Below are 15,517 nucleotides of genomic sequence, written 5' to 3'. Positions count from 1 at the left end.
GACTGCGGCGGTCGACATGCCCCAAGACGACGCAGCTGCACGGAACGTGACGCGACAGCAAGAGATCGTCTCAGGACGCCATAGCTGGTATCGGCCAGCGGGTCATGCGGTGGGGAAGGGTGAGCAGGGTGTCATCGAACCGAAGGACGAGGCGTTCGTCGACGAGTGCCTCGACCGCCTCCGTGTCGGCCGGTCCGAGCCCGGCGATCGGCGTCGGGTTCAGGCAGCGGAGGAAGCAGCTGAGCAGGTCGGGGTCGTCGATCACGAAGCGGGCCGCGGTCGCGGGCGTGCGGGTGTCCTTCACCTCCACGAATCCGGGTCCGTGGCGGTAGTAGCACAGCCCCGGCCGGAACCGCGCAGTCCATTCCGGATGGTTGGTCGGCGGTGGCAGGTGGCATACGAGGTCGAGGTCCAGCACCGGCGACAGACCGCCTTCCCATACAGGGAGTTTCCCGGCCGACAGTCCGTCCCGCAGCGTCGCGAGGTACCGAACGGTCGCCGCAGGTTCCTGCCCCAGAACGATCATCCCGTCACCTCGGCGGGTTCACGCGTATGGCCACCGTGAGCGAACGCCTTCCAAGGCGTGTCCGCCACGGCGAGCGCCACCCAGTCCGCGCCGTCCACGAAAACCAGCCCGTCAACGAGCAGCGCGCGCAACCAGTCGACCAGGACATCGACCGAGACACCGACACCGTCCCGCTCCAGCCGGCGGCGCAGTCCTTCCGGCGAGGCGCGGCGGTCGAGCGAACGGTACGCCGCGGCCTGCCAGCCGCCGAGCCGGTGCTCGCTCGCGGCCCATCCCGCACGGCGGTCCTCGATGACGAGGTCGGCGCCGCCGTCCGTGCGCGCGGTAAGCGAGGACGACGGATACAGCCGCCGCCACTGGGAGATCGTGGCCGCCAGCTCGCCGGCAAGCTGGTCGTCGATCCCGGCGTCGTCACAACCGAAGAAGTACGCGAGATCGTCCAGCTCGGCACGCGGAAGGTCGTACGCCTGCTGGTAGAACCCCATCGGCTCACGCCGCGCGAAGCCGAGCTCGGGCCGCTCGAAGTACGGGCTGAAGCGCTCCAGCACGATCCGAGAGGCGCCGCCAGGCGGCTGCAGGTGAACGAGGGCGGGCAGCTGGTCGAGCACGCCGCGGTAGTCGGAGGCGAGTTCGCCCGGGAAGCCGTACAGATAGTTCCATTCGACAGTCAGCGAGTGGTCCTCGCACTCGCGCAGTGTCTGCACGTTCGCCGCGCCCGTCACGCCCTTGTCCATGAGATCGAGCACCCGCGCGTTCAGGCTCTCGATGCCCGGCTGCACGACGACGATCCCGGCGGCGGCGAGGTCGGCGATCTGCGTCGCGCGGAGGTTCGACTTGACCTCGTAGTGCACCCGCAGATCCCAGTCGGCCTCGGTCATCAGCGGTAGCAGGCTGCTGAAGTAGCCCATGTCGAGGATGTTGTCGACCACCGAGACGTCGAGGATCTGGTGCCGTTCGACCAGACTCGAGAGTTCGGCCCAGAACGTCGCGGCCGGCTTGCTTCGGAACGCCATCATCGCGCCGTTCAGACCACAGAATGTGCAGTGGTGCTTCTCCCCCCACCAGCAGCCGCGCGCAGACTCGAGCACCAGCTCCGGGGAGAGGAACTCCCGCAGCGGCGAGGCCTCCAACACCTCCTGCCAGCCGTCGTAGTCGGGCGCGCACAGGACCGCGGGCGGAACGCTGTGCCTGGCGACCGGGTTGGCGACCGAACGGCTACCGTCCCACCAGCACACACCAGGCAGCTCGACAACAGACTCGCCAGAGCGGATCCGCCGCAGCAGGAGGGGAAACACCTCCTCCGCCTCCCCGCGGACGACGTAGTCGACGTACGGATGGTTGCGATGCACCGCGTGCCCCATCGGACCCTCGCAGTTGGCCCCGCCGAGCACGACGCGCACGCTCGGACGCAGCTGCTTCAGGCGGCGCGCCAACGCGAGGCTCGGGAGGTTCTGCATGAACGTCGTCGTCAACCCGACGAGGTCGGGGTCGACCGCCAGCAGCGCCTCGGCGGCCGCGCCGACGTAGTCCTCAGCGCAGGAGCGCATGAACCGGACGGCATCGACGTCGACGTCCGCCCGGCGCGCGGCGTCGGCGAGCTCGTCGAGCCGCCAGGCCGGGTCGTCGCGTAGCTCGCTCGCGAACACCAGTTCGCCGAGACCGTGGAACACACCGTCCTCGGCGACCTTGCTCAGCTGGGCGACGGCCTCCGGTTCGGGCCACCGGTCGTACACGTACTCCGCCCAGCGGAGCCCGCCGTGGAACTCCACGACGTCCACGTCCGGGCAGTCCCGCGCGACCAGCGCGTGCAGGATGCCGATGGGCAACGACGGCCGATGCAGCGCCTGCCAGGGCATCGACGCGAGGACGAGTCGCAAGGCACACCCCCGAGGGTCACGCTGCCCGACCGCCGCGCGACGACGGCGGCCGAACAGCGACCAGAGTGAACGGACGTCACTTCGGCTTGTTCATCGAGATGGCGCCGTTCATCGAGATGGCACCGTTCATGGAAATGGCACCGTTCATCGAGATGGCACCGCCCGTAGCGACCTTTGCGGTGCGGATGGCGGTCTTCTTGAGGTTCGCGGCCATTGGATCTCACCTCCCTCCCCGGCAGGGATACGCCGATCCGTAGCAACTCTCGCCTCGCCCCTTCAGGGATGGTAAGCACAGAGCTGTTTCAACGTTGTGAAGCGTCCGGATGTGGCAGCTCCCCCAGCGAGACGAGTCGGAGCACGAACGGCACGGACGTGACCAGGCCCACCGCGCTGACCAGCACCGTCAGCCGCGCTCCGATCGCGCTGGCCAGCAGGCCGGCGCCTGCGGCGCCGACCGGGATGCCGGCGTAGAGCAGCTGCCGCATGCTCGCGTTCATTCGCCCGAGCAGGTGATCCGGGGTGAAGGCTTGGCGCAACGTGAAGCCGATCACGAGGATCATCCCGGTCCCGAACCCGGCGATGCCGAACAGCACCACCCACGCGCCCAGCCGCCACGGATCCGGGGCGGCCGCGAGGAGCGGGACAGCCACGCACGGGACGGTCCCGAGCAGAGCTCCAGTGAGGAACGCCCGCCCGTACCCGAGGCGGGCCGCCCATCGGCGAGTGAGCGCCGCCCCGACCATCGCCCCGCCGCCGTCGATGCCGAGCAGGAGCCCGTACCACCCTGGCCCGACACCACCAGCACCGACGGCGAGCAGCAGGAACGACACCAGGAAGCCCTGGTGGAACAGGTTGAACACCAGCCCTTGGAACGCGATGCCACGCATTCGCGCCTCGTCAAGCACCGCACGGAGCCCTTCGACGAGCTCCGCCCACAGGTCCCGACGCTCGCGCGGTGGTGGTGACGTCTCGACGTGCCGAAGGCGGCTTAGCGTCAACACCGACAGCAGGCAGGTCAGGCCATTCGCTCCGACCGTCCACGCTGGCCCGAGCACCTGGACGAGCACCCCGCCGAGTCCCGGTCCGCCGAGGTCGGCGGCGCCGATACTTGCCACTGTCGCCGAGTTCGCCGAGGTCAGCCGGTCGCGGCCGACAAGCGACGGCACGTACGCCAGCTCGGCGACCTCGAACACCATCGCGCACGTGCCCACGACGACCGCGAGGACGCAGAGCAGCGGCAACGACAGCCCGCCCCACCAGCCGATGATCGGGATGGCGAGCAGGGCGGCGGCACGCACCGCGTTCGCCCGGATCATCACCGGCCGCTTGCGCCGACGGTCGACGTATACACCCGCGAGCAGCGGGATACCGAGGTACGGCAGCTTCGCGCACGCCTGCAACAGGCCGACCTCGGCCTCCGACGAGCCCAGGGTGAGCAACGCGACGAGCGGCAGCGCGACCGCGCCGACCTGAACGCCGACGAACGACAGGGCATGCCCGACGAAGAAGATCCGGAAGTCGCGGTCTCGCCAGACGCCGTCCCCTTCCCACCGCACCTGGCGCGCCTCCGTGTCCTGGATCGGTCGGTCGTCGAACCGTCGAAGTTTCCAACGCTGGATACCGTGGGTCAGAGTACGCACGAACGGTCAGGGTGATCAGGGGGATCTGCTGGCTGGCGAAAGGCAGGTTCGGGGATGTCACTGCCGAACGAGCCGCTCGTTACCGACCCCGACCCGGGTCGTCCGACGGCGTACGAGGCACCGCGCTCATCGGCGGGGGAGATCATCGCCGAGATCTGGGCGGACCTGCTCGGGGTCGAACGGGTCGGTGTCGACGACGACTTCTTCGAGCTCGGCGGACTGTCGCTGACTGCTGCGCGCGCGGTCGCGCGGATCCGTACGGCGCTCGGCGTCGACCTCAGCCTGCGGACGTTGTTCGCGGCGCCCACCGTCGCCCGGCTGGTCAAGCGGCTGCCGGCGCGGACCGTTTCCGCCGCGCAGCCGGTCCTCGCACCGAGGGCCCGGCCGGAGCGCGTGCCGCTGTCGTTCGCCCAGCTCCGGCTGTGGTTCCTCGACCAGCTGTCTAGCGACTCGACCGAGTACAACCTCCCGGTAGCGCTCCGGCTCGAGGGCCACCTCCGGAGGGACGCGCTCGGGCTGGCGATCGACGACCTGGTCCGGCGGCACGAGAGCCTGCGCACGATCTACCGCGACGCCGACGGCGACCCGCACCAGGTGGTGCTGCCGGCGGAGGTCACCCCGGACCTCGAGGTCGTCGACACGACGGAAGAACGCCTCGGCGACGCGCTCGCGGCGGCGTCCAACCATGGCTTCGACCTCGCGACCGAGCTGCCGATACGGGCCACGCTGTTCGTCCTCGGCCAAGACGAGCACGTCCTGCTGCTGTTGCTGCACCACATCTGCGGTGACAACCTGTCGATGAACCCGCTGGTCCGCGACCTGTCCCACGCCTATACCGCGCGCTGCGCGGGGACGAAGCCCGACCTCGCTCCGCTGCCGGTGCAGTACGCCGACTACGCGCTCTGGCAGCGCGAGCTGCTCGGCGACGAGGCCGATCCGGACAGCCCGATGTCGCGCCAGCTCGCGTTCTGGACGTCGACCCTGACCGGGATCCCGGACGAGCTCGAGCTCCCGACCGACCGCGCCCGTCCGGCCGTCCCGTCCCATCGCGGCGACACGGTGCGGTTCAGCCTGAGCCCGGAGCTGCACGGCCGCCTGGCGGACCTGGCCATGTCCGAGGGCTCGACGTTTTTCATGGTGCTGCAGGCCGGCTTCGCGTTGCTGCTGTCTCGTTCCGGCGCCGGCGCCGACCTGCCCATCGGCACGCCGATCGGCGGCCGCACCGACGAGGCACTCGACGATCTCGTCGGCTTCTTCGTCAACACGATCGTGCTGCGGACCGACACGTCCGGCGACCCGACATTCCGCGAGCTGGTGCGGAGGGTCCGGGACGCCGACGCCGCGGCGTACGCGAACTCCGAGCTGCCGTTCGAGCGGCTCGTCGAGGCACTCGACCCAGCCCGCTCACTGTCGCGCAACCCGCTGTTCCAGGTCATGATCACCTCGGTCGACGACGAGCTTCCGGCGCTCGGCGACCTCGGGTGCGCGTTCGAGCCGATGAACGCCGGTACGGCGAAGTTCGACCTCGCCTGGGAGGTCGCCGACCTGCGCGCCGACGACGGAACGCCGGCCGGCGTGGCGTGCGCGATGAACTTCGCCGTCGACCTGTTCGACGCGGCGACCGTCCGCGGCCTGGTCGACCGGCTCGTCCGCCTGTTCGAGCAGGCGGCCGCCCACCCGGACACACCGGTCGAACGGCTCGAGCTTCTGTCGGAGGACGAGCACCGGAGCCTGCTCGAGGAGTGGAGCGGAGCTCAGGTCGATCTCGCCGGCGTAGGCTCGATCCACGCACTGCTCGAACGGCAGGCCGCACTCACACCGGACGCCACCGCCCTCGTCCACGGCGAGGAGGACCTCTCCTACGCCGAACTCGACCGCCGCGCGAACCAGCTCGCCCGCGCTCTTGTGCGCCGCGGCATCGGTCCCGACCAGCTCGTCGCGTTGGCCCTGCCGCGCTCGTTCGATACGGTGATCGCCCTCGTCGGAGTGCTCAAGGCCGGCGCCGCGTACCTGCCGTTGGAGCTGAGCCATCCGGCCGAACGGATCGGGTCGGTGCTCGACGAGGCCAGGCCGACCGTTCTGCTGACGACCCGCGCGACAGCGCCAGCGTGCCCGGCGGGTGAGGTGCCGCTGCTCGTCCTCGACGACCCGGCAGTGGTGGCCGAGCTCGCCACGCTCCAAGGCACCGACCTCACCGACGCCGACCGCGTGGTGCCGCTGTCGGCTAAGCACCTCCTCTGCGTGCTGTACACGTCGGGCTCGACCGGCCGGCCGAAGGGCGTCGCGCTGACCCATGAGGGCCTTCCCACGCACGCGGTGACCAAGGTCGCCTACCACCGAGCGACCGCGGTCAGCCGGACACTGCAGATCTCGTCGCTCAGCTTCGACGGGCACATCTCCGAGCTCTGCATCGTGTTCTCGACTGGGTCGACGCTCGTGCTCGCCGGTCGCGAGGACATCCTGCCCGGCGAGGCGTTCGCCGACCTCGTCACGCGGCACGGCATCACGCACATGGACCTCACGCCCGCGGCGCTCGCGGCGATGCCGCCGGACAGCCTCGCGTCGGTGCGGACGATCAGCGTCGGCGGCGACGCCAGCCCGCCCGCGCTGATCGAGCGCTGGGCACCTGGTCGCACGATGATCAACTCGTACGGGCCGAGCGAGGTCACCGTCTGCACGACGATGAGCGACGATCTCCTCGGGCCCGGCAAGGCCACGCCGATCGGCCGGCCCGTCGGCGGCAAGCACGTGTACGTGCTCGATGGGTCGCTGCGGCTGGTGCCGGTCGGCGTTCCAGGTGAGCTGTACGTCTCCGGCGCGGGCCTGGCGCGCGGCTACCTCGACCAGCCCGGCCTGACCGCGCAACGGTTCGTCGCCTGCCCGTTCGGCCAACCTGGACAGCGGATGTACCGCACCGGCGACCTCGTCCGGTGGCGTGCGGACGGCCAGCTGGAGTTCCTCGGCCGCGTCGACGACCAGGTGAAGATCCGCGGCATCCGGGTCGAGCCCGGTGAGGTCGAGGCGACGCTGGCGCGGCACCCGCACGTGCGGCAGGCCTCGGTCCTGGCCGTACGCGACGAGACGGGCGACCGATCCCTGGTCGCCTACGTCGCGGCAGACGCGACCGCAGCCGAGCTCCGTCGGCACGTCGCCGCGACCCTGCCGGACTACTTGGTGCCGGCCGCGTTCTTGCTCCTGGAGTCCTTGCCGCTCACCGCGAACGGCAAGCTCGACCGCGACGCGCTGCCCGCTCCGGGTGACCGTCAACGCGAGCTTGACGACGCGTTCGTTCCGCCGCGGTCGCCAGTGGAGGAGCTCGTCGCCGGCGTCTGGGCACGCGTCCTCGGCGTCGAACGAGTCGGGGCGTTCGACGACTTCTTCGAGCTCGGCGGGCACTCCCTGACCGCGACGCGCGTCGTGTCGCGCCTCAGGTCGGCGCTCGGTGCGGAGCTTGGTCTGCGCGGCCTGTTCGAGGCTCCCACCGTCGCCGGGTTCGCCGCCCACCTCAAGCACGCGGCGGTCGACGACCGCCCGGCGTTGCGGGCGGTGCCACGCCCCGAGGTCGTACCGTTGTCACCTGCTCAACAACGGTTGCGCTTCCTGAACGACTGGGAACCCGCCGGTGGGCTGTACAACGTCGCCGACGCCGTCCGTCTCTCAGGCGAGCTCGACCGTACGGCGCTGGACGAGGCGCTGCGCGATGTGCTTCGCAGGCACGAGAGCCTGCGCACGGTCTTTCCCGACGTGGACGGTGTGCCGCGCCAAGTCATCCTCGACGCCCAGTCGGTCGGTCCCGTGCTGACCCTCGTCGACGGCGACGACCGCCTCCGCGAGTACGCCATGCGCGGCTTCGATCTCGCGCGCGAGATTCCCTTCCGTGCTTGGCTGTTCGCTCAGTCGGCGACCGAGCACGTGCTGCTGCTCGTCACCAATCACATCGCCACGGACGGCTGGTCGACGTTGCCGTTCGTCCGTGACCTCAGCGAGGCGTACGCCACCCGTGTCCGAGGCGAGGCACCATCCTTCGCCCCGCTCCCGGTGCAGTACGCCGACTTCACCCTCTGGCAACAGAAGGTCCTCGGTGACGAGGACGATCCGGGCAGCCGCATCGCCCAGCAGCTGGCCTACTGGCAGAGCGCGCTGGCCGGCCTGCCGGACGAGCTCGAGCTGCCGACGGACCGACCGCGACCCGTCGAGCCGAGCCATCGCGGCGGCAACGTCGCGTTCGAGCTCGACGCCGCCACCCATGCCGCGCTCGGACGCGTCGCCCGCGAACGCGACGCGACGCTGTTCATGGTGCTGCACGCCGCCCTCGCCGCCCTGCTCGCGAGGCTCGGTGCCGGTACCGACCTTCCCCTCGGCGTTCCCGTCGCTGGTCGTGACGACGAGGCGCTGGACGAGCTCGTGGGATTCTTCGTCAACACACTCGTGGTTCGGGTCGACACATCGGGCGAGCCGACGTTCGACGAGCTGCTGCGCCGGGTCGTCGCCACCACGCTGGACGCGTACGCCCATCAGGACGTGCCGTTCGAGCGTGTGGTCGAGCGGATCAACCCGCATCGTTCCCCGTCCCGGCACCCGCTGTTCCAGGTGCTGCTCGCGTTGCAGAACAACGTTGACGCCGCCCTCACCCTCCCGGATCTGCGGAGCGACGTCGTCCAGGTCGACCTCGACGTCGCGCGGTTCGACCTGGAGTTCGACCTCGCCGAGAACGTCGCCGCCGACGGCGAGCCCGCAGGCCTGTCGGGCCGGCTCGGCTACAGCGCGGACCTGTTCGACGAAGCGACCGCCCGCGAGCTCGTCGCGCGCTTCCTCGTCGTCCTCCGTACGGTCGCCGACCGTCCCGACGTCCGCCTCGAGGACCTCGACGTCCTCCTGCCCGGCGAGGCCGAACGGATCCTCGACGCGTGGAACGACACCGCCGCACGAGTCCCGCACGCCTCCGTCACCGCGTTGGTCGAGTCGCACGCCCGGGCGATCCCGTCCGCACCCGCGATCTCCCACCTGGGCACGACGCTGACCTACGCCGAGCTCGACCGGGCGGCGAACCGGCTCGCGCACCGGCTGCGTGGCCTCGGCGTGGGCCGCGAGACTCCGGTCGCCATCTACCTCGACCGTTCGATCGAGCTGCTCGTCGCGGTGCTCGGGACGTTGAAGGCCGGCGGCACGTACGTCCCGCTGCACCACCGCTATCCACCAGATCGGTTGAACTGGATCGTCGACGACGTCGCGGCGCCCGTCCTCGTCACCGACCGAACCGTGTTGCCCGACGGCATGACGGGCTGCCCGCACACGATCGTCGCCGGCGGCGACTGGCTCGACGGCTATCCCGACGAACCTGTCGAGGTCGAACGTGCGCGCGACCAGCTCGCGTACGTCATCTACACGTCGGGAACGACAGGCACGCCGAAGGGCGTCGCCGTCACCGACGCCAACGTGGTCGAGCTGGCGGCCGACCCGGCGTTCACCTCCGGTCGGCACCGTCGCGTGGTCATGCACTCCGCCCATGCGTTCGACCCGTCCACGTACGAGATGTGGGTCCCGCTGCTCCAGGGCGGGCACCTGATCCTCGCCCCCGGCGAGACCCTCGACGCCGACGGCCTCCGTGCGCTGATGGACGAGTACGAGCCGACCGGCATGTTCATCATCACGCCGCTGTTCAACCTCCTCGTCGAGGAGGCGCCCGACGTGCTCGACCGGCTGGAGGAGGTGTGGTTCGGCGGCGAAGCCGTGTCGGTGACGATCGTCGACCGCGTGGTGGAGACCATGCGGAACACCCGAACCTTCCACGTGTACGGGCCGACCGAGACGACGACGTTCGCGACCGCGAGCCTCGTTCCGCTCGACCGGCAGCCCGGCGCTCCGGTGCCGATCGGCAAGCCGACCGGGAACACACGCGTCTACGTGCTCGACCGGTTGCTCCGGCCGGTGCCCGTCGGCGTGCCGGGCGAGCTGTACGTCGCCGGCACTGGCGTCGCCCGCGGGTACGTCGGGCGTCGCCGGCTCTCGGCAGAGCGGTTCGTCGCTTGCCCGTACGGTGCGCCGGGCGGCCGCATGTACCGCACAGGTGACCTCGTCCGCTGGGACTGGCACGGCGAGATCCACTTCCTCGGGCGCAGCGACCAGCAGGTGAAGGTGCGCGGCTTCCGCATCGAGCTCGGTGAGATCGAGGCCGTTCTGCAGCGGCATCCCGAAGTCCGTGAGGTCGTCGTGGTCGCGCGGGAGGACGCCCCCGGCGACAAGCGGCTCGTCGCGTACGTCGCCACCGCCGCGAGCACCGCGGACCTTCACCGGCACGCTTCGACAGAGCTGCCCGACTACATGGTCCCGTCGGCGATCGTCGTGGTCGACGCGCTGCCGCTCATGCCGAACGGCAAGGTCGACCGCAAGGCGCTCCCCGCTCCTCCCGACAGGCGGACGGGCGACCTCGTCGCGCCGCGCACGCCGACCGAGGAGGCGATCGCCTCGCTGTGGTCGCAGCTCCTCGGGATCGAACGCATCGGCGTCGAGGACGACTTCTTCGAGCTGGGTGGCCATTCCCTGACCGCCACCCGGCTCGTGTCGCGCATCCGCTCGGTGCTGGGGGTCGAGCTCGGCGTGCGCAGTGTCTTCGACTCGCCGACCGTCGCCGCACAGGCCACGCTGGTCGCGAGCACCACAACGACGCGGGCTCCGCTGCGTCCGATGCCGCGGCCGGCGGAGGTCCCGTTGTCGTTCGCCCAACGCCGCCAGTGGTTCCTCAACCGACTGCCGGCCGCTCAGGCGGCGTACAACGTGTCCTACGCGACGCGGCTCGAGGGCCAGCTCGACCGTTCCGCGCTCGCGGCCGCGATCCGTGACGTGGTCGACCGCCACGATGCTCTGCGCACGGTCTTTCCGGAGGTCGCCGGCGAGCCCGTCCAGGTGGTCCGGCCGCTCGACGGCGAAATCCTCGCGATGGAGGAGATCACAGAGCCTGCGTTGTCCGACGCCTTGAATGCCGAGAAGGCGTGCGGCTTCGACCTCACGACCGACGTTCCGTTCCGCGCTCGGCTGTTCGCGCTGCCGGACGGGCAACACGTGCTGCTGGTCGTGTTCCACCACATCGCGGTCGACGGATGGTCGCTTGCTCCGTTCACCGCGGACCTCGCGGCGGCGTACGCGGCGCGCATGGACGACCGGGCGCCCTCGTTCCGCCCGCTGCCGGTGTCCTACCTCGACTACACGCTCTGGCAACGCTCCGAGCTCGGCGACGAGCACGACCCGGGCAGCGAGCTCGCGCGCCAGCTCGCGTACTGGCGCAAGGCGCTCGCCGGCCTGCCCGAGGGGCTGGCCCTGCCCGCCGACCGGCCTCGCCCCGCGGAGTTCGGCTACCGCGGCGGCAACCTGGAGTTCGTGGTGCCTGCCGGTACCCACGCGACGCTGCGGCGGCTCGCCCGCGAGCACGACACGACGCCGTTCATCGTGCTGAACACCGCACTGGCCACGCTGCTCACCCGGCTCGGCGCCGGGACGGACATCCTCGTCGGCACGCCGATCGCGGGACGCACCGACGAGGCGCTCGACGACCTGGTCGGCTTCTTCGTCAACACCCTCGTGCTACGGACCGACACCTCCGGCGACCCGACGTTCAGCGAACTCCTGCGCCGCGCCACGCCGGCCACGCTGGACGCGTACGCACATCAGGACGTGCCGTTCGAGAGTCTCGTCGAGGCTCTCAAACCGCAACGCACGTTGGCCAGACACCCCCTGTTCCAGGTGATGTTCGTGCTGCAGAACAACGCCGAGGGCAGGGTCGTGCTGCCCGGCCTGCGATCCACGCCGGTTGCGCTGCACTCCGACGCCGCGATGTTCGACCTGGAGTTCGAACTCACCGAGCAGCTCACCGACGTCGGTGCGGCGGCCGGAATCCACGGACGGTTCGGGTACAACGCGGACCTGTTCGATCCGGCGACCGGCGCCGAGCTCGTCGAACGGTTCCTCCGCGTGCTGGACGCGGTCGCGGCCGATCCGCACGCGCCGATCGGATCGGTCGACGTACTCCTGCCCGGCGAACGCGACCGCCTCCTGGACGACTGGAGCGGCCAACTGTCGGACGGCGCGAAGTCCACGTTCGTCGAGCTGTTCGCGGAGCGCGTCGCACGGACGCCGGACGCGCCCGCGCTCACCGCCGGCGACGTCACGCTCGACTACGCCGAGCTCGACCGACGCGCGAACCGGCTCGCGCACCACCTCGTCTCGCGCGGTGTCGGCCCGGAGCAACGCGTCGCGGTCGTGCTGCCGAGGTCGATCGAGCTCGTCGTCGCCACGCTCGCGATCCTCAAGGCCGGCGGCGCGTACATTCCCGTCGATCCCGCCTACCCAGCGTCCCGGATTGCTTACCTGCTGGAGGATTCGCAGCCGAGCTTGGTTCTGCGCCTTGAGGACGCGGTCCTGGCGGAGGCGTATCCCGAGACGCCTCCGGAGGTGGGCCTGCGGCCCGAGCATCCCGCGTACGTGATCTACACTTCTGGGTCCACTGGCCGACCCAAGGGCGTCGTCGTGACGCACGCCGGGGTTGAGGAGCTCGCCGCGTACATGGGCGAGCAGTTGGAGATCGGCGCGGACAGCCGGGTGCTGCAGTTCGCGTCGCCGAGCTTCGACGCGGCGTTCTGGGACCTCTGCCTGACCTTCGGCGCCGGCGCGCGGCTCGTCGTCGCCGAAGAGCCCGACCTGTTGCCGAGCCGCCCGCTGGCGGAGACCGTGCGGAGGTACGGAGTCACGCATGTGACACTGCCTCCCGCCGCCCTGGCCGAGCTGTCTTCGCGCGAGGAGCTGCCGTCCCTACGGTGGATCGTCGCTGCGGGCGATGCACTCCGGCCCGACCTGGCCGACGTGTGGAGCGGACGGGTCGCGATGGCCAACGCCTACGGGCCGACCGAGGCGACGATCTGCGCGACGATCAGCGACCGACTCGCGCCGGGCGACGCTCCGACGATCGGCCGCCCGGTGGCGGACAAGCGGGTGTATGTGCTCGACGCCGGCCTGCGTCCAATCCCACCCGGTGTCGTGGGCGAGCTCTACCTCGCCGGTCCCGGGCTCGCTCGCGGCTATCTCGACCGGCCCGGGACGACGTCCGAACGGTTCGTCGCGTGTCCGTTCGGCCCACCAGGGCGGAGGATGTACCGCGCCGGCGACCTCGTGCGCTGGGACCGGCACGGAGCCCTGCATTTCGTCGGACGAAGCGACGAGCAGGTCAAGCTGCGCGGCTTCCGCATCGAGCTCGGCGAGATCGAGGCCGCGCTCGGGGCGGAGCCGGCCGTCGCCCAGACGGCGGTGGTGCTCCGCACCGACCAGTCTGAGCCCCGGCTGGTGGCGTATGTCGTTCCTGCGGACTCGGCGCCGTTCGACCCGACCGCGCTGCGCCGCTCGCTCGCGGTCCGACTCCCAAGCCACCTCGTGCCGGCGACGTTCGTCGCTCTCGACGCGCTGCCACTATCGCCGAACGGAAAGGTCGACCGGACCGCTTTGCCGGCGCCCGAACCCGAAGGGGTAGGCGAGGTCGGGCCCGCGCGGTCCGCGCGTGAGGTGGTCGTCGCGGAGCTGTTCGCGGCGTCGCTGGGCGTCCGCGCGGTCGATCCCGACGCGGACTACTTCGAGTTCGGCGGCTCGTCGCTCGCGGCGGTCCGGCTCGTGAGCCGGCTCAACGACGCGCTGGGCACCGACCTCGGCGTCCGGCACCTGTTCGAGCGGCCGACGGTCGCCGGACTGGCCGCGCTCGACAGCGCTGGCACCGGCGGCGACCTCGACGTCCTGCTCCCGATCCGGCGCACCGGCGACGGCCCGCCGCTGTTCTGCGTGCACCCGGTCTCCGGTCTCGGCTGGTCGTACGCCGGTCTGGCGCGATACGTCGACCGGCGCATCTACGCGCTCCAGTCGCCTGGACTCTCCGGACCGAGTTCTCCCAGCAGCGTTGACGATCTGGCCGACGCGTACGTCGACGCCATCCGGCGCGTGGCGCCGACCGGGCCCTATCTGCTGCTCGGCTGGTCGCTCGGCGGGCTCGTCGCGCACGGGATGGCGTTGCGGCTGCAAGCCGCGGGTGAGCGGGTCGCCCTGCTCGCGATGCTCGACAGCTATCCCAACGTCCGCGTGGACGTCGAGGCCGCCCCGCCCGAGCTCGCGGGCGCCGCACCGGCCGATGTCCTCGCGACCGTCCACGCGGCGAACGCGCGGGCGGCGGCCACGCACGAGGTGAGGGAGCGGTACGCGGGCGAGCTGCTCCATGTTCGCGCGACGGGACATGGCTACGACGCGCTCGCTTGGGAGCCGTACGTGGACGGTGTCGCGACCTACCAGGTATCCAGCGGACACGACGATCTGATGCGACCGGACGCGCTCGCCGAGATCGGGCCGATCGTCGCGGCGCACATCGACAGGGCACTTGCTGGCGAGGAGGAGCGATGACGAACCCGTTCGAGGACGAGAACGCGAGCTACCACGTTCTGCGCAACACGGAGGGCCAGCACTCGCTGTGGCCTGCGGCGATCGACGTACCCGAAGGCTGGCAGATCGTCCATGGCGCCGCGAGCCGCCAGGACTGCCTGGACTACATCGACGAGCACTGGACCGACCTGCGGCCGTCCAGCCTGATCGCCGAGTCCGAGGGCCACGTCTCGTGACGGCGATCCCGTCGGGCAGGGTCGCGCTGGTCACGGGTGCCGCACGCGGGATCGGGCGAGCGTGCGCGATCCGGCTCGCCGCCGACGGGATGGACGTCGTCCTGCTCGACGTCTGCAAGGACCTGCCCGAGATCCCCTATCCGCTGGGGACTCTCGCACAGCTCGAACGGAGCGCGTCGCTGTGCCGGGAGGCCGGCGTCGCGACGCTGTCGGTCGTCGGCGACGTCCGGGATCCTGGCGACGTCGAGTACGCGGTGGAGGCGACCCGCGAACGGTTCGGCAGACTCGACGTCCTTGTGAACAACGCGGGCGTGGTCTCGCCGTCGGGCAAGGCCGTGCACGCGTTCAGTGAGGCGGAGTGGTCCGCGGTCGTGGACGTCGACCTGCACGGCAGCTGGCGGATGCTGCGGGCGGCGATGCCGTTGCTGCTCGAGTCGCGGGGATCGGTGGTCAACGTGGCGTCGACGGCCGGTGTGGTGGGCTATCCGCGGTTCGCGCCGTACGTCGCCGCAAAGCACGCGCTGATCGGGCTCACCAAGGCCGCGGCGCTCGACTACGCGGAGGCAGGGGTTCGGGTCAACGCGGTCTGCCCGGGCTCGGTGCGCGACACCGTCGATGGCGAGGGCGTGATGCTGCGTGAGATCGCGCGCTCGCTCGAGGTCGCCGGGGGCGACTACGAGGGAACGTTCGCGGGCGGCCAACCGTCGCGGGCACTCGCCGAACCATCGGACGTCGCCAGCGCGGTCGCGTGGCTCGCGGGTGACGACTCTCACCACGTCACCGGCAGCGTGGTGATGGTGGACGGTGGCTATGCGGCCGTCTGATTGGTCTGGT

7 protein-coding genes are annotated in these 15,517 nt (G+C 70.8%); 3 read left to right on the top strand and 4 right to left on the bottom strand.

The genetic code is table 11. The features are described 5' to 3' along the window. Positions 1-70 precede the first annotated feature (70 nt). The 4 genes from JOD67_RS32950 to JOD67_RS32935 all read right to left on the bottom strand — a co-directional run bounded on the left by JOD67_RS32950 (position 71) and on the right by JOD67_RS32935 (position 4,043). The gene (locus JOD67_RS32950; RefSeq protein WP_205121597.1) at positions 71-526 is read right to left on the bottom strand and encodes a DUF5825 family protein; all 456 of its coding nucleotides are present in this window, start codon (positions 524-526) and stop codon (positions 71-73) included. After that, the gene (locus JOD67_RS32945; protein WP_205121596.1) at positions 523-2,403 is read right to left on the bottom strand and encodes a RiPP maturation radical SAM C-methyltransferase; all 1,881 of its coding nucleotides are present in this window, start codon (positions 2,401-2,403) and stop codon (positions 523-525) included. Before JOD67_RS32945 ends, JOD67_RS32950 begins: the two co-directional genes overlap by 4 nt. A gap of 76 nt (positions 2,404-2,479) precedes the next feature. Then, a complete protein-coding gene (locus tag JOD67_RS32940; protein WP_205121595.1) occupies positions 2,480-2,617 on the bottom strand; it encodes a hypothetical protein in 138 nt (45 codons plus the stop codon). Between the two features lie 88 nt (positions 2,618-2,705). Next, entirely contained in the window at positions 2,706-4,043 is a 1,338-nt protein-coding gene (locus tag JOD67_RS32935; RefSeq protein WP_205121594.1) for an MFS transporter, read from the bottom strand. 54 nt (positions 4,044-4,097) lie between these two features. Here JOD67_RS32935 and JOD67_RS32930 point away from each other — a divergent pair, with 54 nt between their 5' ends. From JOD67_RS32930 to JOD67_RS32920, 3 genes are read left to right on the top strand one after another with little or no spacing between them, the layout of a single operon-like run. After that, positions 4,098-14,468: a non-ribosomal peptide synthetase gene (locus tag JOD67_RS32930; RefSeq protein WP_205121593.1), complete on the top strand. Its 10,371-nt coding sequence runs from the start codon at positions 4,098-4,100 to the stop codon at positions 14,466-14,468. Next, positions 14,465-14,683: an MbtH family protein gene (locus tag JOD67_RS32925; RefSeq protein ID WP_205121592.1), complete on the top strand. Its 219-nt coding sequence runs from the start codon at positions 14,465-14,467 to the stop codon at positions 14,681-14,683. Before JOD67_RS32930 ends, JOD67_RS32925 begins: the two co-directional genes overlap by 4 nt. After that, positions 14,680-15,507 carry an SDR family oxidoreductase gene (locus JOD67_RS32920; RefSeq protein WP_205121591.1) on the top strand — a complete coding sequence of 276 codons (828 nt, stop codon included), beginning with the start codon at positions 14,680-14,682 and terminating at the stop codon, positions 15,505-15,507. Before JOD67_RS32925 ends, JOD67_RS32920 begins: the two co-directional genes overlap by 4 nt. Positions 15,508-15,517: the final 10 nt, after the last annotated feature.

The sequence above is a fragment of the Tenggerimyces flavus genome (assembly GCF_016907715.1).
GTDB lineage: Bacteria > Actinomycetota > Actinomycetes > Propionibacteriales > Actinopolymorphaceae > Tenggerimyces > Tenggerimyces flavus.
The sequence above is the reverse complement of the archived record's forward strand: the minus strand, read 5'-3'. Positions and strand labels throughout refer to the sequence as shown.

Excerpts from the sequence above, each read along its gene's own strand:
- JOD67_RS32950 (WP_205121597.1), bottom strand. The coding sequence starts at position 526 with ATGATCGTTCTGGGGCAGGAACCTGCGGCGACCGTTCGGTACCTCGCG.
- JOD67_RS32940 (WP_205121595.1), bottom strand. The coding sequence starts at position 2,617 with ATGGCCGCGAACCTCAAGAAGACCGCCATCCGCACCGCAAAGGTCGCT.
- JOD67_RS32930 (WP_205121593.1), top strand. The coding sequence starts at position 4,098 with ATGTCACTGCCGAACGAGCCGCTCGTTACCGACCCCGACCCGGGTCGT.
- JOD67_RS32925 (WP_205121592.1), top strand. The coding sequence starts at position 14,465 with ATGACGAACCCGTTCGAGGACGAGAACGCGAGCTACCACGTTCTGCGC.